We start from the raw sequence: 25,736 nt of genomic DNA, 5'->3' as shown, positions 1-25,736 counted from the left end.
GGCGGACTCCAATCGAACAAGATCAACAAAAGAAAAGAAACAAAACTGTATGATTCAGGATCATCTTTTTGACACAGATTACCGTGATGCAACCTGCGAACCGCCTTAAACGGTTTTTCCCGCGACGGATCTCGCGGAGATCCCGCCAGGGAGTGCGGATAATAACGCAAACCGCGCCACAGATCCTCCTCTTCTACACAGTTTTCATCCTTTTTATCCACAGGGTAACCGGGCGCTTGGGAGTGTACCTGATAATCTCCCCGCTGGATAAAAAGTAAGCCTTATGATCGACAAAATTAAGCATAGTCTGAATTTTTCGACCGGGATCGCGGACATGTAATCCTGACAGGAATAGACTAGATCCCGCAGGATCCTTGCGCTTTGGCGGGAACCCCGTATAATTCTCTGCCCTACACGTGACGTCTGTTGTCCTGTCCGACTTGCCGGACGGAGATTCTTGTATGGACACGGGTATTCAGGAGGCGGGCAAGCGCGATGTGAATTGACTCGGGACTGTACAATTATTACAATCCCGCCTCTTTAATCGTTATGCGATTGAGGCGTCGGTCGTTTTCACACCGAGCGGCCAAACGCGTTTACTGATCAGTAATTATCAAAGTTTAGGTAGAAATCGCTATGAAACGCACTTTCCAACCGTCCGTATTGAAACGCAACCGTTCCCACGGTTTCCGTGCTCGTATGGCAACGAAGAACGGTCGTCAGGTTTTGGCACGTCGTCGTGCAAAAGGCCGTACACGCCTGACCTTATCTTCCAAGTAAGAAAGCTTGCCCACCGGGTGGTTAAGCTCGCATTTCCCCGGGAGTTACGGTTGTTAACTCCCAATCACTTTACTTTTGTCTTCCAGCAGCCTCAATGGGCCGGCACGCCGCATGTTACCATCCTCGGCCGCCTGAACACGCTGGGGCATCCCCGCGTCGGTCTCACGGTCGCCAAAAAACATGTAAAACGGGCCCATGAACGTAACCGGATCAAGCGCTTGACGCGCGAAAGTTTCCGCCTGCATCAGCATGCCCTGCCCACCATGGATTTTGTGGTCATCGCCAAAAAAGGCGTGGCCGATCTGGATAACCATACCCTGACGGAAGCGTTAGAAAAATTATGGCGCCGCCATTGTCGCCAGTCTCAAAGCTGCTGATCGGGTTGATACGCGGTTATCAACTCGTCATCAGCCCGTTGCTGGGGCCTCATTGCCGGTTCCGGCCCACTTGTTCGCAGTATGGAATTGAGGCAATACGCAGGTTTGGTATGTTAAAAGGCAGTTGGTTGACATTAAAACGCGTATTAAAATGCCACCCTTTGAACCCAGGTGGCGAAGATCCCGTGCCACCAAAAAACTTTGACAACAGAGAACACTAACAATGGATTCGCAACGCAATCTTCTTGTCATCGCTCTGCTGTTCGTGTCTTTCATGATCTGGCAGGCCTGGCAGACGGACCATGCTCCTACGCCTACCGCCCAGACCACGCAACAGACCGCGAACACCACTGCGGCAGACCCGAACAGCCAGGGTGTGCCCGCCAGCGGACAAGGCCAGCTCATTACGGTTAAAACCGACGTGCTGTCGCTGAAAATCAACACTCGCGGCGGTGACATCGAACAGGCTTTCCTGCTATCCTATCCCGATAAACTGGGTTCACCGCAGCCTTTCCATTTGCTGGAAACGTCCCCGGAATTCGTCTATCAGGCGCAAAGCGGCCTGACAGGCAAAAACGGCCCGGACAATCCCGCCAACGGCGAGCGCCCGCTGTTTACCACGAACCAGGACACCTATGTTCTGGCGGATAACCAGAGCGAATTGCGCGTGCCGTTGACCTACACCACCCCTGACGGCGTGGTGTACACCAAGGCCTTTATTCTGAAACGCGGCGATTTCGCGTTGAATGTCAATTACGATATTAATAACGCCAGCGCGCAGCCGCTCGAGCTGACGTTATTCGGTCAGTTGAAGCAATCCATTGATTTGCCCAAGGCGCGTAATACCGACAGCAGCAACTTCGCGCTGCACACCTACCGTGGCGCGGCCTATTCCACCACCGACGACAAATATCAGAAGTACAGCTTCAAGGATATCAAAGGCGAGAACCTGAGCGTCAGCACCGAAGGCGGCTGGGTCGCCATGCTCCAGCAGTATTTCGCCACGGCCTGGGTGCCTTTCACTCCGGGTAAAAACACGTTCTACACCTCGGACTTAGGCAACGGCCTGGCGGCGGTCGGCTTCAAATCCGCCCCCGTCACCGTCGCGGCCGGCGGCCAAAGTGAGCTTAAAGCCACGTTGTGGCTCGGTCCTGAGATTCAGGACAAGATGGCGGCCATAGCCCCGCATCTGGATCTGGCGGTCGATTACGGCTGGCTATGGTTTATTTCCCAACCGCTGTTCAAGCTGCTGAAATTCATCCACAGCTATATCGGCAACTGGGGCTTCTCCATCATTATCATCACCTTCATCGTGCGCGGCATCATGTACCCGCTGACCAAGGCGCAGTACACCTCGATGGCCAAGATGCGGATGCTGCAACCGAAACTGGCGGCGATGCGCGAGCGTCTGGGTGACGATAAGCAACGGCAAAGCCAGGAAATGATGGCGCTGTACAAGGCGGAAAAGGTCAATCCGCTGGGCGGCTGTCTGCCACTGGTGATCCAGATGCCCATCTTTCTAGCGCTTTATTACATGCTGTCAGGCTCCATTGAATTGCGCCATGCGCCGTTCGCGCTGTGGATCCATGACCTGTCGGCACAAGACCCGTACTACATCCTGCCGCTCTTGATGGGCATTACCATGTTCTTCATCCAGAAGATGTCGCCCACCACCGTCACTGATCTGATGCAGCAGAAGATCATGACTTTTATGCCGGTCATTTTCACCGTGTTCTTCCTGTGGTTCCCGTCAGGTCTGGTGTTGTACTATATCGTCAGCAACCTGGTGACCATCATCCAGCAGCAGCTTATTTATCGCGGCCTGGAAAAGCGCGGCCTGCATAGCAGGGATAAAAAAGCCAAGTAACAGCGCATGCCCGGCCAGATAGCCACGCTGATAAGGCGGTCATCAATATGACCGCCTTTATTTTTTACAACCGCGCCCCGCGGCGCAAAGCGAGCGTTTCAATGAGCCAGACGGATACCATTACTGCCCTTGCTACTCCGCCCGGACGCGGCAGCGTCGGCATATTGCGCGTCTCCGGCCCCTTAGCCGCCCCGGTAGCCCGCGCGCTGCTGGGCAAGCTGCCGCGACCGCGTCAGGCTGAATATCTGCCCTTTCGCGACGACGACGGCACGACGCTTGATCAGGGCATCGCGCTGTTTTTTCCCGGCCCCCACTCCTTTACCGGCGAAGATGTCCTGGAATTGCAGGGCCATGGCGGCCCAGTCATATTGGATTTGTTGCTACAGCGTATCGTCGCGATGCCCGGCGTGCGCATTGCGCGCCCCGGCGAGTTTTCGGAACGCGCCTTTCTTAACGACAAACTGGATTTGGCCCAGGCAGAGGCTATTGCCGATCTCATCGACGCCAGCTCGGCTCAGGCCGCACGCTCGGCGATCAATTCGCTACAGGGCGCGTTTTCCGGCCGTATTCATGAATTAGTGAAAGCGCTTACTAATCTACGTATCTATGTCGAAGCGGCCATCGACTTTCCCGATGAAGAGATTGATTTCCTCTCCGAAGGTAAAATTGAAGCCAGCCTGAACGACGTTATCGCCAGACTGGAACGGGTGCGCACCGAAGCGCGCCAGGGCAGTCTTCTGCGCGAAGGGATGAAAGTGGTAATTGCCGGTAAGCCGAACGCCGGTAAATCCAGTTTGCTTAATGCGCTGGCGGGGCGCGAAGCGGCTATCGTCACCGCCATTGCGGGCACGACACGCGACGTGCTGCGTGAACATATCCATCTCGACGGTATGCCGCTGCATATTATCGACACCGCCGGCCTGCGCAACGCCGGCGACGAGGTGGAGCGGATCGGCATTGAGCGCGCCTGGCGTGAAATTGAACAAGCCGACCATGTGCTGCTGATGGTGGACGGCGCTGCCACCCCCCTCAGCGACCCGGATATGCTTTGGCCAGCGTTCATCGCCCGTTTGCCTTCCGGAATGCCGGTTACGGTAGTGCGCAATAAAGCCGACCTCACCGGCGAAAGCGTCGCTATTAGTGATATAAGCGGTTACTTACTTATTACCCTATCCGCCCAGTCCGGTGTGGGCATGGACCTGCTGCGTACCCATTTGAAACAGAGCATGGGCTTTACCGGCGGCACCGAGGGGGGTTTTTTGGCCCGCAGGCGTCATCTCGACGCACTGGAGACTGCCGCGACCCATTTACAACAGGGAAAAGAACAGCTAGTAAGCGCTTGCTATGGAGAGTTGCTCGCTGAGGAGCTGCGTCTGGCGCAGCAGTCTCTGAGCGAGATAACCGGCGAATTCAGCTCAGATGACCTGCTCGGCAGGATTTTTTCCAGTTTTTGCATTGGAAAGTGAGTCCAGTTCCATCAACATCCTCACTATTCCGCTTTATCCCCAGCGGGCAAATTTCCCCCCTTCGCTGATTAAATCCATCCTGCCTGTGACCGCATGATGGTCTGCGGCAGGAGATTTGGGAAAATCCGTTAAAACATAAATACGATTTCTGTCGCCGACGGCACGCGAAAACCGGGGAATGGCTAACGCTACCCGATGGCAATGCGGAACGTGGGGATCTACCAGCGCCAAATCTATGAGGTGGTTGTCTTTCGCCCACTCCGGCGCTTGCGAAACCCGCGTGAAAGCAACAAGGTAACCTTTAATCGGTTCTATGTGAAAAGGTTACCCATGTCCGCGAAATGCGTATTAATTTGTTTATGCATCTGGCGGCGATGATCGAACGACTGATGACCCACGATGGCTTAAATCATCGTGAAGATAGAGAGCTGCCCAAGCAGCAGCGCCATTTTATCGCCCTGACGCCGGAAGCCTCCCGACCGCTCATCAACAAGTAACATTTTGCCATGACCACCACGGAATGCCTAATGATTTATGAGCTGATGGAGCCCTGGATCACTGTTGACCAGTCTCTGCTAGTGTTGAAAGCGGACAAAATATAGTGTGCAGGCTTCCGGCGAAGTCTAAATACTAACTTTAACTATATGAAAATAAAGTAAAATAAAAGCTGGCACGCCTTTTATATTATCTCTAGCACTACCTGGCTTCAACTTCATTTGGAGAGAATGCAATGGCGTCGAATAAGTGAATAGATCTTGATCAGCGGGTCGTTATCGTTACCGGTGGAAGCTCCGGGATTGGTGCGCATATTGTCAGCGACCTACTGGAAAATAATGCCCAGGTCATTGTTGCTGATATCCAATTACCGGACGCGGCCAACCGCGCGACCGGCGTAGATTACCGCTTATGCGATATCACCGATCGCACATCATTTAAGAAGTTTGTCGACGACGTCTATCATCAGTACCAGCGTATTGATGGTTTGGTCAACAATGCAGGGGTCAACCGCGCCCGGTTGTTGGTCGACTATTATAGCGAAACGCCGCAGTATAAATTAAGCAACGATGATTTTGACTTTATGGTGCGAGTCAACCAAAAAGGGCCTTTTATTTGCACGCAGGAAGGTGAATATCCTTTCCGAGGCCGGCATCGAAGGATCTGTTATTCCGCGACCAAAGCCGCCGTGCATGGTTTCACCCTATCCTGGGCGAAGGAGCTGGGTGAGTTCTGTATTCGGGTAGTTGGCGTTGCACCCGGCATCAATGAGCCGACGCCTATGGGGGATGCCAAGCACCGCGAAGCGCTGGCCTACACGCGAGGTATAAAGACGACGAACATTGATGAAGATTACAGCCAAAAAATACCTCTTGGCCGTCAGGGAAAACTGGATGAAATTGCCAATCTGGTTACCTGTCTGCTGTCCGATAAGTCCAGCTATATCACAGGCACCATCATAAACATCACGGGGGGCAAATCTCGCGGCTAATCCTTTTCATTTCTGGCAGGAAATTTTATGGATAAATCAAACGTGGTTCCCTGGTTATTTGTCATTTCACATGGTCGCTTTGGCAACGAATTGGTTAATAGCTGCGAAATGATCTTGGGTAAAATTGAGAATATTTATTGTTTTTCATTAATGCCGGGCATGGCGCCTGAGCAATTAATGAAAGAAATGAGCGAGGTGTTAAAACGGGCACCCACCCATAGCATTATCTTTACCGATATCTATGCCGGCACGCCATCAAACGTAGCAACGGTATTCGCCAAACGCAAAGGGTTTCCGGTGATTTGCGGCATGAATCTACCCATGCTAATTGAAGCCGAGATGTACCGTAATGAATTAAATATTGAGGAACTGGTAAACCGAATTATTGAAGCAGGCGGTGAAAGTATCAAAAACGTGACATCAATAGCTAACGGGAATACCTATGAATAATATAAAACTGGTACGGGTCGATTTTCTCCTCATTCATGGGAAAGTCATTACAAAATGGCGAAATATTATTTCCGCAACCGAAATCGTTATTGTGGATGACAAATTATCCAAAGACTCTTTTTTGGCCGAAATTTATGTGATGGCGCCACCACTAGGCGTCGATGTCCATGTCATGGCTGAAGAGGATTTTATTAAAGCCTCTCAGGAGGGGTACTTCGACACGAATAAAATCAACATACTGGTTTTATTCAAATCCATCGGTAACATCAAGCATCTGATGGCAAAGGATATCGTATTTAATGCAGTTCAGGTTGGGGAACTCGGTGGTGGTGTAAACCGGCGCAGCGTAGTGAACGACATATCTATTGATGATCAGGATTTACAGGATCTCAAATTTATTCAGTCGCAGGGAACCGCCGTTTACTTCCAGGTCACCCCGTAGGAAGTCAAATTAACGTTGGATAAGGTCATTACGCGTCTGGAGGGTTGACTATGTGGGAAGTCGCGATTTTTACAGGGCTTTGGTATTGGATATGTAAAACTGATGTCGGTTATGCCATTACCCACGCCATCCGCCAGCCATTATTTGCGTCGGTGCTGATTGGCTTGATAATGGGTGACGTCACACAGGCGGTCATTATCAGTGCGGCGATTCAAATTTTGTACATCGGTCTGGTAGCGGCGGGCTCCAACCTGCCGGCCGATGACTGCCTGGCCGGCCTTATCGCCATACCACTCGCTTTGAATACCGGTCTTTCGCCGACGCTGGCTATCGCTATAGCGGTGCCGGTCGGGGTAATGGGCGTTTTTCTTGGCCAATTAAGGAAAACCGTCAACGCCGTCTTCGTGCATATGGCGGATAAATACGCCGAAGAAGGCAATGTACGCCAGATTAAGTTGTGCACCATCATCTGGCCGACCCTGCTTGGCTTTTTCATCCGTTTCCCGGTCCCCTTCCTGGCCAATCTTTACGGGAAAGACAGTATCAATGCATTTCTGAACAGCGTACCGAAATGGCTGATTCATGGTTTCAGCGTCGTGGGCGGCCTGCTCCCTGCGCTCGGCTTTGCCTTGACCATTTTTGTTATTGGCAAAAAGGCGTTGCTACCCTGGTTTTTCATCGGCTATTTCCTGGTGCAATTCAGCGGTATTCCCGTTTTCGGCGCGGCAATTTTCGGCCTCAGTGCAGTATTGCTCATTTCTTATTATCAAAATAAAAAAGAAGCGTGAGGATCTTACCTATGTACCCTAAAGAGATAACAGAAAAGCAACTGTCTTGAACGATAAAATTATAGAGAAACGTGATGGTACGATTCATCCTACTCTTCTGTTTTTGGGAAAAAGATTCATGCCAAAGCCGCCTTTGACGCCAGTCATTGCTTGGGCTCGTACGCTGTCCTAGTCCTTACGCTTTCGGAGTTAGCTTATGGCATTGTGGTTAATTCCCAGTGTGTTATATCCTGCACGCCATGGGGCATTGTTCACGCGGGGTCCGTCATACTTCATCATATATAGCACTTTACAAGTAAACATCTTGCAATTGATGATTAATTTACTTTAGTATCATTTTTATGATAACTATCACAGCACTATAAGTTCATTTTGGAAATTACATAGCGGAATGACCCAATAAAAAATGTCATTTTACCGATTGTAAGTATCAAATTGAACCGCTCTTTGTTCAGAAATGGCTAAAAAGGTAGAGGGAAGTTAAGCATGCCAGCTCGTATTCCACCCCAAAACATTGTCATTCTCTGCATTCCGCCGATCGACCTTTTTAATGTTGTGGGGCCGATGGAGGCATTCCGGTTGGCAAACCAGCTGGCGAACAAAAAATCCTCTTATCAAATAGAACTGGTTTCTACCAGGGCGGATCTGGCTATCGAGAGCGAGACCGGCATTAACCTGCAAGCCAACTACTCGCTGTCCGATGACAGATGGCAAACAAGCAAAATCGACACCCTGATTATCACCTCGAATATCCTATTATCCAGCGGTAATCCTCCAGAGGCGATAAAATGGATCAATACGCAAACGAAAAACGCGCGCCGCATATGCTCGCTGTGCGGCGGCATTTTCGCTCTGGCGCAGACGGGAATGCTCAACGGTAAGCGGGTAACCACCCATTGGCGCGTTGTGGAGCAATTCGCTCAGCAGCATCCGCAAATCAAGGTCGACGATCAGCCCGTTTGGGTGAAAGACGGCAACATTTATACTTCGGCGGGAATGTCCGCCAGTATTGATATGGCTCTTAGCCTTATTGCCGAGGATCGCGGGGATGCGCTGGCGGCTGAAGTGTCGCGCGAAATGGTGCTTTTTTTGCGACGCCCCAGCCATCAACCTCAGCAAAGCTTGTCCCTGCTGGCGCAAAGCAGCAACAACCGTAATCTGAAGGCGCTGCAGCCCTGGCTTCAGGAGCATCTGACACAAGAGTTGAGCGTTGAGATACTGGCCGATCAGTTGGCGATGAGCCGCAGCACGTTAATTCGCATCTTTAAAACCGAGCTGAACACCACACCGGCGAAATATGTAGAGAATGTGCGCTTGGAAACCGCGCGACGCTTTTTGCTTATGACGTCGATGAATCTCGACAGGATCGCCGCCCGCTGCGGTTTCACCAGCGCCGATGTGATGCGGCGGGTCTTTATGCGCAATTTAGGCATTAACCCGCTGCATTACCGTCAACAGTTTGGCAGCAGCGAATAAGTCGTCGTTCCGATTCGCCTGTACGTAGTGCTTCTCACTGGCGAGGCCGTTAGCCGATGCGATTATTACTGCCGCCGCCGTGGTCTTAACGCGTAAAATAGCTGGACGCGACGGTTAAAGGCTACAGTACCGACTTAACCAAAGGGCTAGCGCCGGTTGTCGCAGCGGTGGTCTGCGGTGCATTGGTGCTGGCAATCGCCAATGCGTCTTTCTCGCTACTCACCCCATTTCGCATTGCAAATTGCGGATCGTTAATTTCCTGAGCCACCCATTGGGCGATATTCTGATAAGGAACGAAAATTGTTTGTCTCCGCTTGGGATGCGTCGCCGTCAACACGCCGATAATTGCGCCGTCTTTGCCGTAAACTGGCCCTCCACTCATACCCTGAATACCGCCAGCGTTAGATAACCCCATCAGACAACTGGTGCCGGGCTGTTTCCACCAGCCAAATTCTTGTACGGTTCCGCTGGATGAGGTCGGCATCGCCGTGTAGGCATTGTAACCATACATATTGAGTTGCTCGCCTTTATTAGCGGCCTCCAGCCGCGGCAGGGCCCGGCGTTTATTGTCATGATAGATAATGGCGACATCACAGATCGGGTTGTATGCTTTTACCCTGACCATCATCACTTTCGCCACATGCCCTGCGGTAAGGCTGTATTATTCATTGATAGGAAAACTGGAGCCAATTGCCCCCGCAAGAACGGGTATTCCGAAGCTTTGTTGAATAAATATAACTTTTAGGTGATCGTCTGCTCAGATCACTACCGTCATTTCAACATCTGCACTCCATGGCAAAGCAAAAGTTTAAAATAACCAACTAGTCGCTGATCAGCAAGCGAGCAAAGACAGTTAAGATCAGCATAAAAACGCCGACCCGTGGTGAAATCTCACCTCTAGTCATTGACGGAACCGAATGGAAAGTCCGACAGCATGGTGCCGACAGACGGAGGGTGTGGCGTAAGCTGCATATGGCCGCAGACAGTGTAATGCATGAGATTATCTGTGCTGACTTATCGCTCAGCGGTACGACGGATGCTCAGGCCCTACCAAGCTCTGATAAACCAGACCCAGCGGAAAATCAGGGAAGCGTTGGCTGATGGCGCTTACGATACCCGCTACTGTCATGATGCTCTGCTGAGGAAGAAAATAAGGTCTCTTATTCCTCCACGAGGTGGGGCGCAATATTGGCCAGACCGATACCATGAGCGTAACTACGCCGTTGCGAATCAGCATATAAGCGGCAGTAACGATGTATGGAAAAAGCAAGTGGGCTATCATCGACGCCAGTGGCTGAAACAGCTATATTCCGGTTCAAAACGCTTATGGGCGATCATCTAAGTCTGCGTGACTATTATGATGCGCAGGTAGGTGAGGCAATAGCGATGGTCAAAGCGCTTAACAAAATGACGCTGTTAGGAATGCCGAACAGCATCCGGATCGCATAACAATCGATCTGCTAGGGGGGCGTAGTCACACAAGTTCTGATTTATTCAACAAAGCCGTATTCCGACAAAATGGAAATCTGCTTTATCCGAGGCTGTTTTATCGACATTATAATGTCCCACTGCGCTGCAGCCGGATAAAAATAATGACAACACGATGACAAACAAAAAACTTTTCATGAATATCTCCAGGAGATATAAGTAAATAAGATGGATATCGCAGTAGGCTACTAGCTTTTGCGAGGTATAAGCTCTCCCTATGCCAAGAACGCAGGCATATCGCTAGGTAAACGTAATTACACCGACGAACGACTTTATTGCGCCCCGTGAAATATGGGGGGCATCATACATAAAATTACTCATCCATCAATCATATCGATGATTTATTAATAATAATATAACATAAGTATCAACGTTATTATCATTATATAAAGCCTCTGCGCGGCGGCGAACAAAACCCATGAATAACATGAGATTATGTCTCTCCTCTACGCCCGGATTTACACAGAAACGAATTCACTACACATTGGCACAAAAAATAATCAACATAATTATAATACATATTTTTATACTATATTTAATATAATTTATATTAATTTTATGTAGCATAAATCCTCACCGAATTTACGGCGTAATAACTCTCATCACTGGCATTTTCCATACTTGGCTAATTTTGCTAAAAACTCACCCCGCCGTCGAAATAAACAGCGCTAAGCTTCCAGGCAAAGATTATCTGTTTGTTACGCGAACGATATGGCACGCTAATGTATTGTTTCGCCCTTGCAGCCATTCGCCAAAAATTATTTACATTGTGTTAATCTCGTATACTCATGTCTTATCAGACGCTATTTGCCTGGCGGTAAACTTCAGGAGGCCCCCAGCGGCCGTGCCCGCACCGACAGGGTTATTGCCTGCTTTGGCACGCCCATTCCAGGGATTGTGCCCGAATTACCCAACACAGCGTTATGATGCTGATGGCGACCTCATGAATGAGTTTTCTCAATTCAATTCATAAAGCATGCTAAAAACATGCTTATTCTTATGTTCATGAACATCGCTGTTTTAACGCCACTCTTATGACTCTTCCCCGCCGCAGCCGTGACGACATCGCCCTGCAAACGAGAGAAGATAAGTCTTTTCAACCGTCGTGAAAGCACCGGAATTTTCAACGCCGCTTATCATGCGGCGCAAGAGGCAACTGTATACGATTGAGTGACGTTATTGGCGCCCGTTGGCGCTATCAAGCAGCCTTAATCACTATATGATATTCACGCTGAACCACTACTAAACGTTCTTTAATAGCTTCAGTCAAAGTGATGCGGGCCTCAATCGGATTTATCACACGAGTCAGAGTGCGAGAATGCGCGTGTCTTTTGTGATCGACTCGGGGGAGCTGGCGGCTTTCTATTAATCGGTTATGCCGATAAAAACTGTAGCCGGAAATAAACGCACCGACGAACAATGCAAAAATGAAATTCATGATAACGACCTCAATATGCTGGCGGCAGGAGGTATTCATTCCTGTGTGTGCCGATAAATAACGAATGTTTTATCTGACGATACCGTGGACTAACGCAGGGCATCCTTGATAGACATCATTATTAGCAGGACAATCCTGTCATGCATCATCGCCCGCAGGCGCGGTTTGATGCTTAATGTGCTCGAATAATAGTGAGGCCACCCGATATGTTAAGACGAATTAGGAAATAAAGAATCTTTCTTTATTATCGCTTTGTATGTCAACCATTGGACCAGCACGCAAAAAACCCTACACAACATTTGACAAAATTCTCGATAATGGCTCACATTGCATGCAATAATTTAACACCCCCCTGGTCAAACGTCCGTTGCATGGACGGCAGCTCTGTACTTAATTACAAACCAGGCTCGATTAACAGGGTGTGAGCGTAGGAATCTGGGGAGTTGAGAACATGGAGAGTTGGACGTTAAAGGTTAAAAAGTCAGGAAGTTAGGGCGTTAAGGAACGGAAAAGAGGAGCAGGAGAGGAATAATAGGGATTATGGAATAGGAGATTTGACAAAGAAAAGAACCATAGCAGAGTGAGGTAGGGTCAGGCAGTAACAAGATCTCGCCGTGAGGGGATAATTCACGTCGGCGCCTGCGCGAACTTTAGCGGGACAGAAGGTAAGGGCTGCCGGGTCGCTCAGCCGAATTCGGCAAACGGCATAATGCGAACGCGCCTGGCCCCACGCCTACGGTCGCCGTACGGCCGCGTATCAGGCGTCGTGGCCTTAATCTAACCCGGTCTGGGGCGCCAGGGGCCTCTTTGCAGAAGCGCTCAGCCGCGTGCTGGAGAGCAGCCCGACATAAACCCGCTACTCTTCTTCAAACCATTGACTATTGCGCTGGGCTATGGTAATGATAGTGAGGATCATTTGCTGCAGGTGACGGCGCAGCGCATCCTCCGCTGTATCGGCATCACGCGCTTTAACGCATAGAAAATTTCTTGATGCTGACCGATCAATATCTCCGGCGGCGACACTTCGCTTGGTAAGAAAGCGTACGCGGTCCAGCGCAGCTTTGATATTTTCCACGGTTTCACAGGCCAGCTCACAATCAATACTTTGCGCTATCAGGCGGTGAAATTCATCGTCCAGCCGCAAAAACTCATGGCTATTGTGGTAGGACGCCGCCAGCGACTGCTGCTGTAGGTAGATTGTGCTCGAGCTGCATTAACGATGCGGGCGACATTTGCAGTGCGGCCCGACGCACCACCACCGTTTCCACCGCCACGGATGAAGCGGCCGTCTGCGACCCGCCGTGCGGAAATCTTGCGTACAAAGGTACCGCGCTGGGGCAGCCCTGCACCAGACCCGCTTCGGTCAGCTTGATAAACGCCTCCCTCACCAGCTGGCGCGAAACGGTAAACCGCAACGCAATCTCTTTTTTCCGACAGCAGCGAACCCGGAGGAATCGCACAGGTGACGATATCATGACGCAGAAAACGATAAATCTGCTGATTGACGGGTTCACCGGCGGTGATGGCATAAGAAATCGACATTCGATACGATCCGTTTTGTCAGTAGTAGCCACAAGACAGGCTTTTGGACGATAAGTCTAAGGTGGGGGCGGCGGCAAACGCCAGACTTTTTTGTCGGATCCTTGCACTAAAAGGGATACAAGCCATCCCAAGACGCGGCGGATGGCGCAATGACCAGTGGCCACCAAATGGACGGAACGCTGCCGTGATGACGCCGCAGCCATCGCAGCCCTCTGGCGGTGTGCGCTGGGACCGATTGTTGTCGTGAGGCGCCGCCACAGCGGCAATAAACTTTGCGCGCATGGCGCTCGAATGCTGGCCAGCGCCATCACTTCCGGCAGGATGGAGGGATGGTAGGCGGCGTCAATGATGAGCGTCGGACGCAGACCGTCCAGCTGTTCCGCCAGCGGCGTTTGACTGTTATCTAGCACCTGATCTGCCCCGTTGGCGCGCGCCAGCGTCAGCCGCTCTTCGATCCGATCGACCACGATGACCTTAGACACATCATATATCCCCTTCAGCACCTGAATGGCGGCCAGCCAGCCCCATCGGGCCCGCGCCGTAAATCAGCGCCACATCCGCCGGTATCGGTTTGAGGTAGGCAGTAATATTGGCGGCGATGGTGAAAGGCTCGATCAGGCTGGCGAGTCCGCCAGAAAGGCTTTTTTCTTGCCGGCGGGGAAAGTTGCGGGCTCCTCAACCGGCACCGTTAATGACAATCTCTTTGCCAGCACATGCAGCCATAACAGCGTGGCTAGACTGCCGATAGGGGTGATTTTCGGCCCTAAATCGCAGCCGATGACGTTGGCATAAACATTCCCTGCCTTACCACGCCGGCGGTATGGCTGCGTCGATGGAGAGCGCGCCAACCAGCACCGAAGGCAGGTTGTTCATTACCAGTGACAACAGCGCGGTAAGCACCCCGTACCCAGGGTGGCGGTCCATAACCCTTTGGCCGCCAGCCAATTTAACGCGCTGGCCAGGACATCGGTCAATCCGGCGTTGCGCAATCCGTAGACCACCAAATACATACCGAGGGAAAAAATGACAATTTGCCAGGGGGCGTGACGCAACACGCGAGTGATATCGATGATCCTTGTGCGGCGCGCCACGCAATACAAGATGAGTGCCGCCACGGCGGCGATCAGACTAACGGGAACCCCGAGCGGCTCCAACGCAAAAAAACCCACCAATAACAGCGCGAGCACGCCCCAACCGGTCATAAACGTGCGCCGATCTCGAATGGCCTCAGTCGGCGGTTTTAATTTCGCCAGCGAATAGCCGGAGGGAATATCACGGCCGTAAACCAGAAACAGTATGCTCAGAGTCGCGATCACGGCGACGATATTTACCGGCACCATTACCGCGGCATAATGATTGAACGGCAGGGCAAAGAAATCGGCGGAAACGATATTGACCAGATTGGAGACTACCAGCGGCAAACTGGACGTATCGGCGATAAAACCTGCCGCCATGACAAAGGCCAATGTAGCGCGCCAGCTGAATCCCAGCGCCAGCAGCATCGCCATCACGATAGGCGTGAGGATCAGCGCGGCGCCATCGTTGGCAAACAGGGCCGCGACGCAGGCACCGCCCAGTACGATGAAAATAAAAAGACGTCTGCCGTTGCCCTTTCCCCAGCGCCCACATACAACGCCGCCCATTCAAAAAACCCCGACTCATCCAGCAGCAGGCTGATAATGATAATGGCGATAAAGGTGGCGGTAGCATTCCAAACGATGTGCCAGACAAGGGGAATATCGCTCAGATGCACGATGCCGCCCACCAGCGATAGCGCCGCGCCGATGAGCGCGCTCCAACCAATAACGAGCCCCTTGGGTTGTGCGATGACTAATATCATAGTCACCACAAATATCGCCGACGCCAGCCACATATCTCCCTCCGGGAATTTTTTGCTGCTTATTACAATTCAATCACGCCGGCGGGCGCATCACGGCGGGGACTTTCCCTGTCGTTAAGGCGTGTATTCTCCTGGGCCCGATCCGCGTTTGCGCAGACGACGGCGCAAAAGCCCCAGACGCCAGCAAAACCCGGTTTTGGGTAGAAAACCTTTTTGCAGACACGATATTAATTGACATGGGGATGTTGATCGATAAGGGTTTGCCGTTTTTTCTGTAACACTATAATTTCAGCATCGATTTCGTCAATTTGCTGCTCAATGGTGTCATAACCCTCTTGCAGGATCTCCTTGGCTTCTGCCCGATCGGTGGCGGAAGGCTTGGCGCCTTTCAGCGGCCGGTTGGCCGTTTCCGGCATGAACAGACCCGTCGCCAACCCGATTACCGCAATCACCATCAGATAGTAAGCCGGCAATCAAAACCGAAATATTAAAGGAAATCGCCAAAGCACTATAGCGGATTTGCGTGGGAAACATGGCCGGGAGTGTGGAAGCCATGACGCCGATAAAGGCGTTAAGCAGCAGACCGAGGAATATCAGCCCCAGCACATTGCTGTTTATCAGGGAAAAACAGGGGATCTCCAGGATAAACAGGCCAATACTGCCGCCGATGACAAAGGCTTTACAGCCCACTTTATCGCTCCACATCCCGACCACCGGCTGCACGAACAGCATGCCGACCATAATGGCGATAATAATCAATACGCCATGATCTTCCGAATAGTGCAGATTGTGCAATAAATAGCTGGGCATGTAGGTCAACAGCATGTAATAGGTAACATTGGTGGCAATCACCAGCCCCACGCAGGCCAACAATCCTTTCCAGTGTTTGGACGCGACCTCACGTACCGAAAGGCGCGGCCGCTCTTTCAGCGTTTCGCGATCGGCGGACTCCATTTTATCCATATGCTGCTGGAGGGTCGGCGTTTCCTCTAGCGCATTGCGCAAATACAGGCCGATGATGCCCAGGGGGCCACCAGGAAAAAAGGGATTCTCCAGCCCCAGTCGAGGAAATTTTATTCGCTGACAATGCTTGAGATCAGCACCACGAGACCGGCGCCTAAGACAAACCCGGCGATGGAGCCAAAATCCAGCCAGCTCCCCATGAATCCGCGCTTACTGTCCGGGGAATATTCAGCCAGAAGATGGCCGCGCCGGAATATTCGCCGCCGACCGAAAACCCCTGCGCGAGCTTGGCCAACAGCAGCAGCACCAGCGCCCAGATACCAATTGAGGCATAAGAGGGGATGAGCCCGATACAGAAGGTGCTTATCGCCATGATGATAATGGTGATCGAGAGTACCTTTTGCCGGCCGAATTTATCGCCCAGCGCGCCGAAAAAGACACCGCCCAACGGACGCACCAGAAACGGCACCGAGAAGGTCGCCAGTGCAGCGATCATTTGGATTCCGAGAGCGGCATCCGGGAAGAAAACTTGCCCTAAGGCAAAGGCTACAAAACCATAAACGCCAAAATCAAACCACTCCATCGCATTTCCCAGCGCGGCCGCGGTAATGGCTTTTTTTAATTTGGCGTCGTCAATAATGGTGATGTCGTTGATGCGCAGCGGCTTATGTTTGCTTTTCCCTAATTTCATTAACGCGATATCCTGTAAAACATTGTAAATGAGCCTTAAACCTCATTTTAGTTCAGGTATCGGCACCTGTCACAGTGCAGCGATCTTCGGCGCCGTGCTGACACGTTATTTGCCGCGATTCCCGTTGACGATTGACGAAAACTCGCATACCACCGCGTGATGCTTCCGTGGTAAAGCGATAGCACGCAAATTTCGCCGCAAAGAGAAGAAACTAGGCCTGCGGCTAACAGGACGTCCAGTATGACGGGGTATCGTTTGACGCTATCTTCCTGGTTCGCGCGCGCCATAACGGCGATAGCGCAATATCACCACCCCTAGCAGCAGCAAAATCAACAGCAAAGTGAGGCGTGGATTGCCCGTAAGCCAATAGACGGCTAACGTTCCACATTCGCCCAATGCACCCGCCAAGGAGAGCAGGCCCAGATAAAGCATCATCCTGCCGCGATAACAGACATTCAGCGCCTGTTGATAGAGATAGCCGAACGCGAGATGGACCCCGGCGGTCTGCACCGCCACCGCCAGCATCAGCAACAGACCGGTCACGGCGCTGCCGCCTGCCCGTCTGTGAAACCCCTTTCTCTCCAGCAGGGTGAGCGCGGCCATGTTGACGGCGTACCAGGAAAACCAGAAATTGATGCCGTCATTACCGAAGAGATGGGCGTCGAAAGACGGTAAGATAACATACAACACCGCTCCGCCGGACCATGCGCTGCAGGTCGCGACCACAGTTTAAGAAAACGCCGGTCCAGACCTTTGCCGTCCGAGGGCGGCAGCGCCAAATTGTGCACGGCGTGATAGCCCTCACCCGTTGCGTTCGCCGCCTCCGGCACGCCCAGCCGATAGAGATTCCACAGCAAAAACAACAGCACTGCCGCCACCAGGATGATAAACGCCCGGTAATCGCCGATCGGCAGCCAGCCACAGCCCGGCGCCAGAAAGGCAGCCGTATACAGCAACAGCCGGCAGGGATCGGCACAGGGGACCAGACCCCAGCGTTTTTCCGCCGCCGCGCGCGGCCCACCGGGAGCAAGCAGGCCATTTAACATAGCGGGCACGCCCCCGGCGCCTAGGCCGGCAAGGGCATGCTTGCCGATAGCGCCGCGCATGGACTACGGGAACCTTTGCCGCGGCACGCAGGAACCGCGGCTGTCCGCACGTCGGCGCACGGCGCCTGGCTTGTGCCCGCGATCGCTATCCCGATTACATAGTTGCGGCCGCGCGATGATTCCTTTCATAAGCGCCCCTTGCCAATGCCAGAAGATTGATCGCAGTGCCCGTGCAGACGGCGCGTTGACCCCTGCCGACATCGCCGGGTAAGGCAGGGCACGCCGCGAGGAAAGCCGCCGGTGGATGGCGCCCGTTGCGGGACCACGAACCCATTTAACCTATATGCTCCCTGATATTACCGCTCAAAAGGTAAACAGTACTCCAATGAGAACATGACATGAAACGGACGCCGGCGCGACATGCGCGGGATCGTTCTGTCAGTCACTGAGCGGCCTTTCATGGCGTCAGATCCCTTTCAACACAAGTCTTCATCGAACTGCATACTCGGGCTGGTCTGGGTGTGACTGGCACCGGTACCATCGTACCATAGGGTAGTTAGAGGGCGGGGAGGCAAAGGGTCGCGGCGTGGGTTACCTCTGGGTTCACCGTCCCCCATTGCGGCGCACTGGCTGAACCGGCTGAACCGGCTGAACCGGCTGAACCGGCTGAACCGGCTGAACCGGCTGAACCGACGCCACGCTATTCACGACTACAGGAGCAGTCCAATAAAAAGGGGCTCATGTTTTCTCTCTGGTCGAAGCCGGAATTTCCGCGACGAAATAACTATAACGGGTGGCCGCCAATAGCTTACCCGCTTCAGGTGTGTGCCATCGCCACAACATGGGGCGTAGTGGTGCGGAAGCTCGCCCATTGCTAAATTTGCCATCGGGCTCACACGCGACATGGGAAGCCAACTCGGGCAAAATCGATACCAGCTTTTTTGTTTTCACCCATCCTGTGGAAATCAGCGTGACGTAAAATGCGATTCCCCCCTCTTCTTTAAGTGCACCAGGTGCGGTATTTCCGCTTTCGCTTGCAGGTGAAACGAAAGTGTTTTTAATCACTTAGCGACAAAAAATAAGCTGTGACCGTGCTCACAACACGCTCCTACGGCCTTTGCTGTAATAGAGTCGAGGTCAAGTGTAATCCTTTCACCTCCCTCACCTTGCAGGCTGACATTGCAGTAACCGGGAGTAGAACAACATGGCGCTGGACACCCTGAGTCGTCGTGAAAAAATCATCGAAACACGCCGGCGAGGCGAGCCTCAATCGCACCATGTGCGAAGTCGCGCACGAAATCATCGCCGTGGCGGACGCCAGTAAATTTAGTCGCAAGAGCTTTTGCCTGATCCGTCCTGCGCGCGGGATCCAGCGGCTGATTACCGATAGCCGCATCCCCGATGATTACCGATTGGCGCTGACCAATATGGGTGTCGAGGTCATTATCGCCGGCGACTAGCCCCTATCGAATTGTTTTTGTCCCGGGTCTGTGTTCCTGGGAAGCAAGGAGTATGAAGATGAAACAGCTGTATTCCTATCCCGAGGAGTGGTTGCGCCAGCGTCAGGCGCTGCACACCGCCCGCGAGATCCACCAGCAACCCTGGCTTTGGCGCCAGGTAGTCCAGCACGTGCAACAGCTTCAGCCTGACTGGCAGCCGTTCTTGCAGACACTTCTGCGCCAGCCGGATCTGCGCATCGTGCTGTGCGGCGCCGGCTCTTCAGACTTTATCGGCCGTGCTCTGGCGCCCTGGCTCCTTGAGGCGACAGGCCGGGATGTCGTCGCGTCCAACACTGCTGGTTTCCTACGACCGCTCCGGCAACAGCCCTGAGAGTCTGGCCGCAGTAACGCTGGCAGAGCGCGTGCTGCCCGACTGTCATCATCTCGTTATTATCTGTAACGCCGAGGGAGAACTGGCTCGTTTCGGCTAGGATCGGGAGCGCGTGTGTACTCTGCTCATGCCGCCGGAAGCGCTGGATCAGGGGTTCGCCATGACCTCAAGCTTTAGCTGCATGCTGCTGGTGCTGGGTCCTTGGTCACTGGCACAGAGCGGCGAGATGTTGCATTCGGTCGCCGATTGGTGCGACCACCAGCAGGCGTCATGGCAGCAGCAGATCAAGCCATTGGCGCGCGGTGGGTTCACGCATGTCATGTGTCTCGGTGCTGGTTGTTTGTGCGGCGTGCCGGAAACGCTGGCCGTCGCCGGCGCGCAGCAGGATATCTGGCTGAGCTTGCCCTATTTGATGTTCCTGCAGCTGTTGGAGCTGGAAACCTCGCTAACGCTCGGCGTCACCCCCGACAATTCCTGTCCTACCGGCGAGGTAAACTGCGTCGTGCAGGGCGTGACACTTTATCCCTATCCAGCCGGCCAAGGCGCCGGTCAACGCAAACAGCAGGAGGAAGACGCATGACCGCGCCAAATATCTTACTGACCCGGATTGATAACCTGCTGGTACATGGCCAGGGGGTGTGACCTGGGCCAATTCCCTGAGCGCGAATTTATTGCTGGTGGCCAACGATCAGGCCGCCGCCGATCCGATACAGCAAAGTTTAATGGATATGGTGTGTCGCCGGGCGTGGAAACCCGCTATTTCACTCTGCAAAAAACCATCGACGTTATTCATCGTGCCGCACCACGTCAGCGAATTTTCATCGTCTGCAAAACCCCGCAGGACGTGCTGACGCTGGTGCGCGGCGATGTGCCAATCCAAGCGGTCAACGTCGGTAATATGCATTTCGCCGAGGGCAAACGGCAGATTCATAAGACTGTCTCGGTGGATGACGACGATATTGCGGCATTTCGCGAACTGGCGCGTCTGGGCGTGCGATGCGAAATTCGCCGGGTACCGGACGAAAGCGGTGAGCCAGTCGACCGGCTCTTGGACTGACGGAAGGAGAAGTCTATGTTTACCGAGGCGCTGTTGATTGGTCTGCTGGCGGGCCTGGCCGGCGTGGATATGTTTAACGGGCTGACGCACTTTCACCGACCGGTGGTGGGGCTTATTTTAGGCGACGTGCATACCGGTCTTTTGGTGGGTGGGACGCTGGAGCTGGTGTGGATGGGCATGGTCCCGCTGGCCGGTGCGCAACCGCCGAATGTGGTGATAGGCGGGATTATCGGCACCGCTTTCGCCATATTGATCCACGCGGACGCCAATTTACCCTGTTCTCGCCGCTGATGCATCATTGCGACCGCCTGGTCAGCCGCGGCGATTGGCGCGGTATTGACCTGACGGGCCTTCCCACGCGATCTCATAACGACCGCTAACGGAGATCCCCACCCAGTGCAGTTGACACCGCTCCAGGCAACCCAGCTTACGCGGCGGATGGCGGCGAAGCCCGGTACTGGCGATAGAGGGTGGCGGAACCGGAAAGCGCGATGCTGGCAGAGTGACGATTTGGCGTTTTATGACTTGCACAGGCTCGGTGGACACCACCCGCCGCGATGCTGAGTCGTGCCGACCTTAACCGGATGGCGTGGCGCTCGCTGCTACTACAGGCGTCTTTCAATTATGAGCGTATGCAGGCCCGGAGGCTGGCTTTATACCTTGATCCCGGGATTGCGTAAAATCCACCGTAACGAACAGGATTTGTCCAACGCCATGAAAATGCACATGGTGTTTATCAATGTGCATCCGTTTGACGTGACGTTTCTCAGCGGGCTGGTACTGGCCATGGAGGGCGCTAAAGAAAATTTATCGACGATTCGCGCCGTTAAGGTTGTGCTAATGGGACCGCTTGGCGGAATCAGCGATGCGTTATTCTGGCTAACGCTACTACCGGTCTGCGCAGGTGTCGGCGCCTCGCTGGCGCTCTCAGGCAGCCTGTTCGGGCCGCTGGTATTCCTTTTGATGTTTAACGTGGTGCATTTCGGGTTACGTTTCGGTTTGGCGCATTATGGCTATCACGCCGGCACTAGCGCGCTTGCCAAGCTAAAGACCCATACCCGAAATATTTCCCACGCCGCCTCCATTATCGGCATGGCGGTTATCGGTGCGCTGGTGGCGTCTTATGTGCAATTGTCGACGCAGCTGGTGATGCATGCCGGTAAGGCAAGCGTAGCGCTGCAAACCAACGTCTTGGATAAACTGATGCCGAATCTGCTGCCGCTGTGCTTCACGCTGCTAGTGTATTGGCTGATGAAACGCGGTTTTTCGCCGGTTAAGCTTATTGGACTGACGGTAGTCATCGGCGTCGCCGGTAAAGCCATCGGCCTGCTGTAAGTAAGGAGGAACTATGTTGGGTGTAATCATTACCTGACACGGCACATTCGCCAGCGGTTTATTGCAGGTGCTGGAACAAGTCCCAGGCCGGCAAACGCTGTGCGTGGCGGTAGATTTTCCCGAGGGGCACACCTGGGCAAGCGTCTGACGGCCGCCTGTTCCCGCTGTGACGACGGGGAAGGCGTCATCTTCCTGAGTGATATGCTGGGTGGAAGCCCCTTTCGTGAAGCGGCCAATATCGCCCTCGCCCGCCCGGGCTATGAGGTCATTACCGGCACTAATCTGCAAATGGCGGTGGAAATGATGTTGGATCGCCAGCATTTGGATACCGAGACATTCCGCGACCGGGCGCTGGAATGCGGACAGTGCTGCATTACCAGCCTCTGGCACCAGCAACATCGATCTGCGCCCGTATTGTCCACAGAATCGGGGATTTGAACAATAAGGCAACGGGCAGCTTGACCCTCCGCGGCGTCTTCTGACAGCGACCGACCCTCCCCTCGGTGCGACCGTCGGAGGATGCCGGTTGGGTCGGTGTGTCTGCTGCCGCCCGAACCCGCCCTCGCCTGCCATCCCCTCATCAGGCGTGTGAAAAGAGCCGGTCGTAGGATCTCGCTACTATCTGCGTTGCAAAAGCACTCCCCATTATCATTAAAAGTCTTCAATGTAATAAAAAATCAACTACTATCAATCATAAAATTAACATAAAATATTATTAATATAAATATCATCACCTGAAAAAAATGCCTGGAATATACGGTTTTGATAAAGATTTTATTTACTTCTCTGCCGCAATTGCTATTATCGTCTCGTCACTGCAGTACTGTGTCATCCTGGATGCATACTGTGTCTAGAGCATCCGGGAATCGTTTATTCAGTAATATTATATACTTTGAAAATAAAGTAATAGTTAAAAATACCCGATATATTTCTCCCGCTGTTTTTCATTTCCACTTAACAGCCCGCGCCTGACGCAGCGTTCTTTTCCCTCACCGGTCCCTGCACACCTAACGCTAGCCGGCGCCAAACACCCTGATCCCCTTTGTTTATCACCATGCCTTGAAATCGTGTAAAGTAAAGACAATATACCGCGGCACTTCCGCAACGAGGCGGCACTCATGACCGATATTTCCTACGTATTATTTGACTGTGATGGCACGTTGGTTGACAGCGAGACTCTCTGCTGCGAAGCCTACACCGTGGTGTGTGCCCTCTATGGCATTGATATCAGCCTTGAGGAGGCAATCAAGCACTTTAAAGGCATCAAGCTCTATCAGATCTTTGACGACTTCCGGCAGCAATATGGCCTCACGCAGCCGATTGAGGTGTTGGAACGCCAATATCGTCAGGAGGTGGCGCGGTTGTTCGATCTCGGCCTGAAACCTATCGAAGGTATCCGCGCGCTGCTGGAGCAAATTATGGTGCCGATGGCGGGGTCTCTAACGGGCCGGTCAGCAAAATGGAACACTCGCTGGGGCTGACGTCATTGCTGCCCTTTTTCAACGATCGGCTCTTTAGCGGTTATACTCTCGGCCGCTGGAAACCAGACCCTGCGCTCATCCATCATGCCGCCGCGGAGATGTCATTGCCGGTCCGAGCGCTGCATTTTGATCGAAGATTCCCTGGCGGGTGCCCAAGCCGGCATGATGGCGTGAACGCGGCTGGATCCTGACGCACGCGCCGGCCCCGTCACTGTAACCACGGTTCAGAAAAAACGGACGGGTAAAAAAGGGTTGGATAACACCGACGACGTTGGGAAGGCGCCATCGCAGGGAAATCCGCTGGCCACGCAGACAGGTGCGACGAGCGGCCTCTGGCTGATGAGACGTTACTCCATCGCCGCCGGGTCTTCCGGCTTGTCGGTCAACAAACTTTCCAGCGCGTCACCGCCGAGATGGCGGAAATCCTGACCTTTGACAAAATAGAAAATAAATTCGCAAATATTCTGGCAACGATCGCCAATGCGTTCGATAGAGCGCGCGCAAAAGAGCGCAGTCAAAACGCTGGGAATGGTGCGGGTATCTTCCATTATATAGGTCATCAACTGACGAACAATCCCTTCGTATTCTTTATCGACTTTGTGATCTTCACGATAAATCCGCACCGCTTCATTCAAATCCATACGGGCGAAGGCATCAAGGACATCGTGCAACATCTGCATAGTATGGCGGCCGAGGGATTCCAGGCTGACCAGCATAGGTAAATGCTGTTGGGAATACTTTTCCAGCGCGGTGCGGCAAATTTTATCGGCCACGTCGCCGATGCGTTCCAGCTCGGAAATGGTCTTAATAATAACCATCACCAGGCGCAGGTCGCTGGCGGTCGGCTGGCGTTTCGCGATGATATGCGCACGCAAGCTTCGTCGATCGCCACTTCCATCATGTTTACCTTGGCATCGCCCGCGATGACGCGTCGGGCCAGCTCCCATCCTAGTTGTGCATGGCGCTGATGGCGTCGGTCAATTGCTGTTCAACCAGTCCCCCCATCGCCATCACCTGGGTGCGGATATGCTCCAGTTCAGCGTTGAACTGGCCGGAAATATGTTTGTTAAGATTCAGATTATCCATAGCATGCCCCGTGATTAACCATAGCGGCCGGTGATGTAGTCTTCGGTCTGTTTGTGCTGCGGCGCGGTGAACAGACTGTCGGTATCGCTGAATTCGACAGTTCTCCCAGGTACATAAACGCCGTATAATCAGAGCAGCGCGCCGCCTGCTGCATATTATGCGTTACGATCACCAGCGTATAGTCAGTTTTCAGCTAGGAAATAAGCTCTCCGATACGCCCGGTCGAGATCGGATCCAGCGCCGAGCAGGGTTCCATCCAGCAGTAGCACGTCGGGGCGGACGCGATGCCGCGCGCGATGCATAGACGCTGCTGTTGGCCTCCCGAAAGGCTGTAGCCGCTTTGATGCAGCTTATCACGCGTTTCGTTCCACAGGGCGGCTTTGGTCAATGACCATTGTACCCGTTCATCCATATCCGCACGCGACAGCTTCTCGAATAAGCGTACGCCAAAGGCGATATTGTCATAAATCGACATGGGAAAGGGGGTAGGTTTTTGGAAAATCATTCCCACCCTGGCGCGTAATAGAGACACATCGCCGGTATCGGCCAGGATATCCTGTCCGTCGAGCATGATTTCTCCCTGCGCACGCTGATCGGGATAAAGCTGATACATTTTATTAAACGTACGCAACAGCGTGGATTTACCGCAGCCGGACGGTCTGATAAACGCTGTAACCTGATTACGTTTGATATTGAGGCTGATATTTTTCAGCGCATGATATTTCCCATAATAAAAATTAAGATCCCTGACCTGTAGCTTACTCTTACCGGCGGGGTGAATCGGGTTCATACTTCTCTCCTGGCCGC

The 25,736-nt window shown here is 52.9% G+C and carries 20 protein-coding genes and 11 pseudogenes; 20 read left to right on the top strand and 11 right to left on the bottom strand.

The annotated features are described in order from the left end of the window. The first annotated feature begins 636 nt into the window (after positions 1–636). From rpmH to SGP1_RS22020, 11 genes are all read left to right on the top strand, one after another. Entirely contained in the window at positions 637–780 is a 144-nt protein-coding gene (rpmH, locus tag SGP1_RS28645) for a 50S ribosomal protein L34 (protein ID WP_011412237.1), read from the top strand. A gap of 17 nt (positions 781–797) precedes the next feature. Then, a complete protein-coding gene (gene rnpA, locus SGP1_RS22055) occupies positions 798–1,157 on the top strand; it encodes a ribonuclease P protein component (protein WP_011412236.1) in 360 nt (119 codons plus the stop codon). Further along, positions 1,121–1,378 (top strand): membrane protein insertion efficiency factor YidD, encoded by a 258-nt coding sequence (gene yidD / locus SGP1_RS28640; RefSeq protein WP_011412235.1) that lies wholly within the window; start codon positions 1,121–1,123, stop codon positions 1,376–1,378. The genes rnpA and yidD overlap by 37 nt, the downstream gene beginning before the upstream one ends. Before the next feature lie 2 nt (positions 1,379–1,380). Continuing rightward, entirely contained in the window at positions 1,381–3,024 is a 1,644-nt protein-coding gene (gene yidC, locus SGP1_RS22050) for a membrane protein insertase YidC (RefSeq protein ID WP_011412234.1), read from the top strand. 101 nt (positions 3,025–3,125) lie between these two features. Beyond that, entirely contained in the window at positions 3,126–4,490 is a 1,365-nt protein-coding gene (mnmE, locus tag SGP1_RS22045) for a tRNA uridine-5-carboxymethylaminomethyl(34) synthesis GTPase MnmE (RefSeq protein WP_011412233.1), read from the top strand. Between the two features lie 341 nt (positions 4,491–4,831). After that, positions 4,832–4,987: a hypothetical protein gene (locus SGP1_RS31050; RefSeq protein WP_158302472.1), complete on the top strand. Its 156-nt coding sequence runs from the start codon at positions 4,832–4,834 to the stop codon at positions 4,985–4,987. Between the two features lie 251 nt (positions 4,988–5,238). Then, complete coding sequence (locus tag SGP1_RS22040) at positions 5,239–5,976, top strand: SDR family oxidoreductase (protein ID WP_041867300.1); 738 nt, start codon at positions 5,239–5,241, stop codon at positions 5,974–5,976. 27 nt (positions 5,977–6,003) lie between these two features. Further along, positions 6,004–6,426, top strand: coding sequence for a PTS sugar transporter subunit IIA (locus SGP1_RS22035; RefSeq protein WP_011412232.1), 423 nt, complete (start codon positions 6,004–6,006; stop codon positions 6,424–6,426). Beyond that, positions 6,419–6,868: a PTS sugar transporter subunit IIB gene (locus tag SGP1_RS22030; protein ID WP_011412231.1), complete on the top strand. Its 450-nt coding sequence runs from the start codon at positions 6,419–6,421 to the stop codon at positions 6,866–6,868. Before SGP1_RS22035 ends, SGP1_RS22030 begins: the two co-directional genes overlap by 8 nt. Before the next feature lie 50 nt (positions 6,869–6,918). Then, positions 6,919–7,656 (top strand): PTS mannose/fructose/sorbose/N-acetylgalactosamine transporter subunit IIC, encoded by a 738-nt coding sequence (locus tag SGP1_RS22025; protein ID WP_041867299.1) that lies wholly within the window; start codon positions 6,919–6,921, stop codon positions 7,654–7,656. Between the two features lie 486 nt (positions 7,657–8,142). Continuing rightward, positions 8,143–9,132, top strand: coding sequence for a GlxA family transcriptional regulator (locus SGP1_RS22020; protein WP_011412229.1), 990 nt, complete (start codon positions 8,143–8,145; stop codon positions 9,130–9,132). A 121-nt stretch (positions 9,133–9,253) separates the two neighbouring features. Here SGP1_RS22020 and SGP1_RS25225 read toward each other — a convergent pair whose 3' ends face one another. Then, on the bottom strand, positions 9,254–9,760 hold the full coding sequence (locus tag SGP1_RS25225) for a trypsin-like peptidase domain-containing protein (RefSeq protein ID WP_148203629.1): 507 nt from the start codon (positions 9,758–9,760) through the stop codon (positions 9,254–9,256). Between the two features lie 197 nt (positions 9,761–9,957). Between SGP1_RS25225 and SGP1_RS28635 the strand changes: the two are divergent. Beyond that, positions 9,958–10,581: pseudogene (locus tag SGP1_RS28635) on the top strand (IS5 family transposase); the annotation flags it as partial. A gap of 2,333 nt (positions 10,582–12,914) precedes the next feature. On the opposite strand, the gene SGP1_RS34675 reads toward SGP1_RS28635, so the two are convergent. The 8 genes and pseudogenes from SGP1_RS34675 to SGP1_RS30425 all read right to left on the bottom strand — a co-directional run bounded on the left by SGP1_RS34675 (position 12,915) and on the right by SGP1_RS30425 (position 19,205). Then, the gene (locus SGP1_RS34675; protein WP_243466130.1) at positions 12,915–13,202 is read right to left on the bottom strand and encodes an FCD domain-containing protein; all 288 of its coding nucleotides are present in this window, start codon (positions 13,200–13,202) and stop codon (positions 12,915–12,917) included. Next, positions 13,172–13,600, bottom strand: a complete 429-nt coding sequence (locus SGP1_RS34670; RefSeq protein ID WP_243466129.1) for a hypothetical protein — start codon at positions 13,598–13,600, stop codon at positions 13,172–13,174. Before SGP1_RS34670 ends, SGP1_RS34675 begins: the two co-directional genes overlap by 31 nt. Before the next feature lie 293 nt (positions 13,601–13,893). Next, positions 13,894–14,254 (bottom strand): annotated as a pseudogene (locus tag SGP1_RS31045) (zinc-binding dehydrogenase); the annotation flags it as partial. Beyond that, positions 14,215–15,440, bottom strand: a pseudogene (locus tag SGP1_RS21985) (arsenic transporter). The pseudogenes SGP1_RS31045 and SGP1_RS21985, both read right to left, overlap by 40 nt. A 227-nt stretch (positions 15,441–15,667) precedes the next feature. Further along, a pseudogene (gene proP / locus SGP1_RS21980) lies at positions 15,668–17,094 on the bottom strand (glycine betaine/L-proline transporter ProP). 261 nt (positions 17,095–17,355) lie between these two features. Next, complete coding sequence (locus SGP1_RS21975; protein WP_041867296.1) at positions 17,356–17,637, bottom strand: hypothetical protein; 282 nt, start codon at positions 17,635–17,637, stop codon at positions 17,356–17,358. Continuing rightward, on the bottom strand, positions 17,634–18,200 hold the full coding sequence (locus SGP1_RS21970) for a hypothetical protein (protein ID WP_041867295.1): 567 nt from the start codon (positions 18,198–18,200) through the stop codon (positions 17,634–17,636). The genes SGP1_RS21975 and SGP1_RS21970 overlap by 4 nt, the downstream gene beginning before the upstream one ends. Before the next feature lie 678 nt (positions 18,201–18,878). Next, positions 18,879–19,205, bottom strand: coding sequence for a hypothetical protein (locus SGP1_RS30425; protein ID WP_148203627.1), 327 nt, complete (start codon positions 19,203–19,205; stop codon positions 18,879–18,881). Positions 19,206–19,378: 173 nt separating this feature from the next. Between SGP1_RS30425 and SGP1_RS21965 the strand changes: the two are divergent. From SGP1_RS21965 to yieH, 8 genes and pseudogenes are all read left to right on the top strand, one after another. Further along, positions 19,379–19,600: pseudogene (locus SGP1_RS21965) on the top strand (transcriptional repressor AgaR); the annotation flags it as partial. A 58-nt stretch (positions 19,601–19,658) separates the two neighbouring features. Further along, entirely contained in the window at positions 19,659–19,970 is a 312-nt protein-coding gene (locus tag SGP1_RS35890; protein ID WP_050747914.1) for a hypothetical protein, read from the top strand. A gap of 112 nt (positions 19,971–20,082) precedes the next feature. Then, on the top strand, positions 20,083–20,550 hold the full coding sequence (locus SGP1_RS35885; protein ID WP_341532828.1) for a hypothetical protein: 468 nt from the start codon (positions 20,083–20,085) through the stop codon (positions 20,548–20,550). A 58-nt stretch (positions 20,551–20,608) separates the two neighbouring features. Next, positions 20,609–21,027 (top strand): annotated as a pseudogene (locus tag SGP1_RS21955) (PTS sugar transporter subunit IIB). Between the two features lie 15 nt (positions 21,028–21,042). After that, positions 21,043–21,276, top strand: a pseudogene (locus tag SGP1_RS21950) (PTS sugar transporter subunit IIC); the annotation flags it as partial. A gap of 305 nt (positions 21,277–21,581) precedes the next feature. Continuing rightward, positions 21,582–22,362: pseudogene (locus SGP1_RS21945) on the top strand (PTS system mannose/fructose/sorbose family transporter subunit IID); the annotation flags it as partial. A gap of 99 nt (positions 22,363–22,461) precedes the next feature. Beyond that, a complete protein-coding gene (locus tag SGP1_RS21940) occupies positions 22,462–22,800 on the top strand; it encodes a PTS galactosamine/N-acetylgalactosamine transporter subunit IIA (RefSeq protein ID WP_424141130.1) in 339 nt (112 codons plus the stop codon). Between the two features lie 680 nt (positions 22,801–23,480). Continuing rightward, positions 23,481–24,014, top strand: a pseudogene (yieH, locus tag SGP1_RS21935) (6-phosphogluconate phosphatase); the annotation flags it as partial. A 176-nt stretch (positions 24,015–24,190) separates the two neighbouring features. Here the strand turns inward: yieH and phoU are convergent. Continuing rightward, positions 24,191–24,929 (bottom strand): annotated as a pseudogene (gene phoU / locus SGP1_RS21930) (phosphate signaling complex protein PhoU). Positions 24,930–24,943: 14 nt separating this feature from the next. Continuing rightward, positions 24,944–25,719, bottom strand: a pseudogene (gene pstB, locus SGP1_RS21925) (phosphate ABC transporter ATP-binding protein PstB). Between the last annotated feature and the right edge of the window lie 17 nt (positions 25,720–25,736).

This window comes from Sodalis glossinidius str. 'morsitans' (assembly GCF_000010085.1).
Lineage (GTDB): Bacteria > Pseudomonadota > Gammaproteobacteria > Enterobacterales > Enterobacteriaceae > Sodalis > Sodalis glossinidius.
The sequence above is the reverse complement of the archived record's forward strand: the minus strand, read 5'-3'. Positions and strand labels throughout refer to the sequence as shown.

What these genes read in the sequence shown, in the direction of transcription:
- rpmH (WP_011412237.1), top strand. Translation starts at nt 637, where the DNA reads ATGAAACGCACTTTCCAACCGTCCGTATTGAAACGCAACCGTTCCCAC.
- yidD (WP_011412235.1), top strand. Translation starts at nt 1,121, where the DNA reads ATGGCGCCGCCATTGTCGCCAGTCTCAAAGCTGCTGATCGGGTTGATA.
- yidC (WP_011412234.1), top strand. Translation starts at nt 1,381, where the DNA reads ATGGATTCGCAACGCAATCTTCTTGTCATCGCTCTGCTGTTCGTGTCT.
- mnmE (WP_011412233.1), top strand. Translation starts at nt 3,126, where the DNA reads ATGAGCCAGACGGATACCATTACTGCCCTTGCTACTCCGCCCGGACGC.
- SGP1_RS31050 (WP_158302472.1), top strand. Translation starts at nt 4,832, where the DNA reads ATGCGTATTAATTTGTTTATGCATCTGGCGGCGATGATCGAACGACTG.
- SGP1_RS22035 (WP_011412232.1), top strand. Translation starts at nt 6,004, where the DNA reads ATGGATAAATCAAACGTGGTTCCCTGGTTATTTGTCATTTCACATGGT.
- SGP1_RS22030 (WP_011412231.1), top strand. Translation starts at nt 6,419, where the DNA reads ATGAATAATATAAAACTGGTACGGGTCGATTTTCTCCTCATTCATGGG.
- SGP1_RS22025 (WP_041867299.1), top strand. Translation starts at nt 6,919, where the DNA reads ATGTGGGAAGTCGCGATTTTTACAGGGCTTTGGTATTGGATATGTAAA.
- SGP1_RS22020 (WP_011412229.1), top strand. Translation starts at nt 8,143, where the DNA reads ATGCCAGCTCGTATTCCACCCCAAAACATTGTCATTCTCTGCATTCCG.
- SGP1_RS25225 (WP_148203629.1), bottom strand. Translation starts at nt 9,760, where the DNA reads ATGATGGTCAGGGTAAAAGCATACAACCCGATCTGTGATGTCGCCATT.
- SGP1_RS34670 (WP_243466129.1), bottom strand. Translation starts at nt 13,600, where the DNA reads ATGTCGATTTCTTATGCCATCACCGCCGGTGAACCCGTCAATCAGCAG.
- SGP1_RS21970 (WP_041867295.1), bottom strand. Translation starts at nt 18,200, where the DNA reads ATGCGCGGCGCTATCGGCAAGCATGCCCTTGCCGGCCTAGGCGCCGGG.
- SGP1_RS35890 (WP_050747914.1), top strand. Translation starts at nt 19,659, where the DNA reads ATGAAACAGCTGTATTCCTATCCCGAGGAGTGGTTGCGCCAGCGTCAG.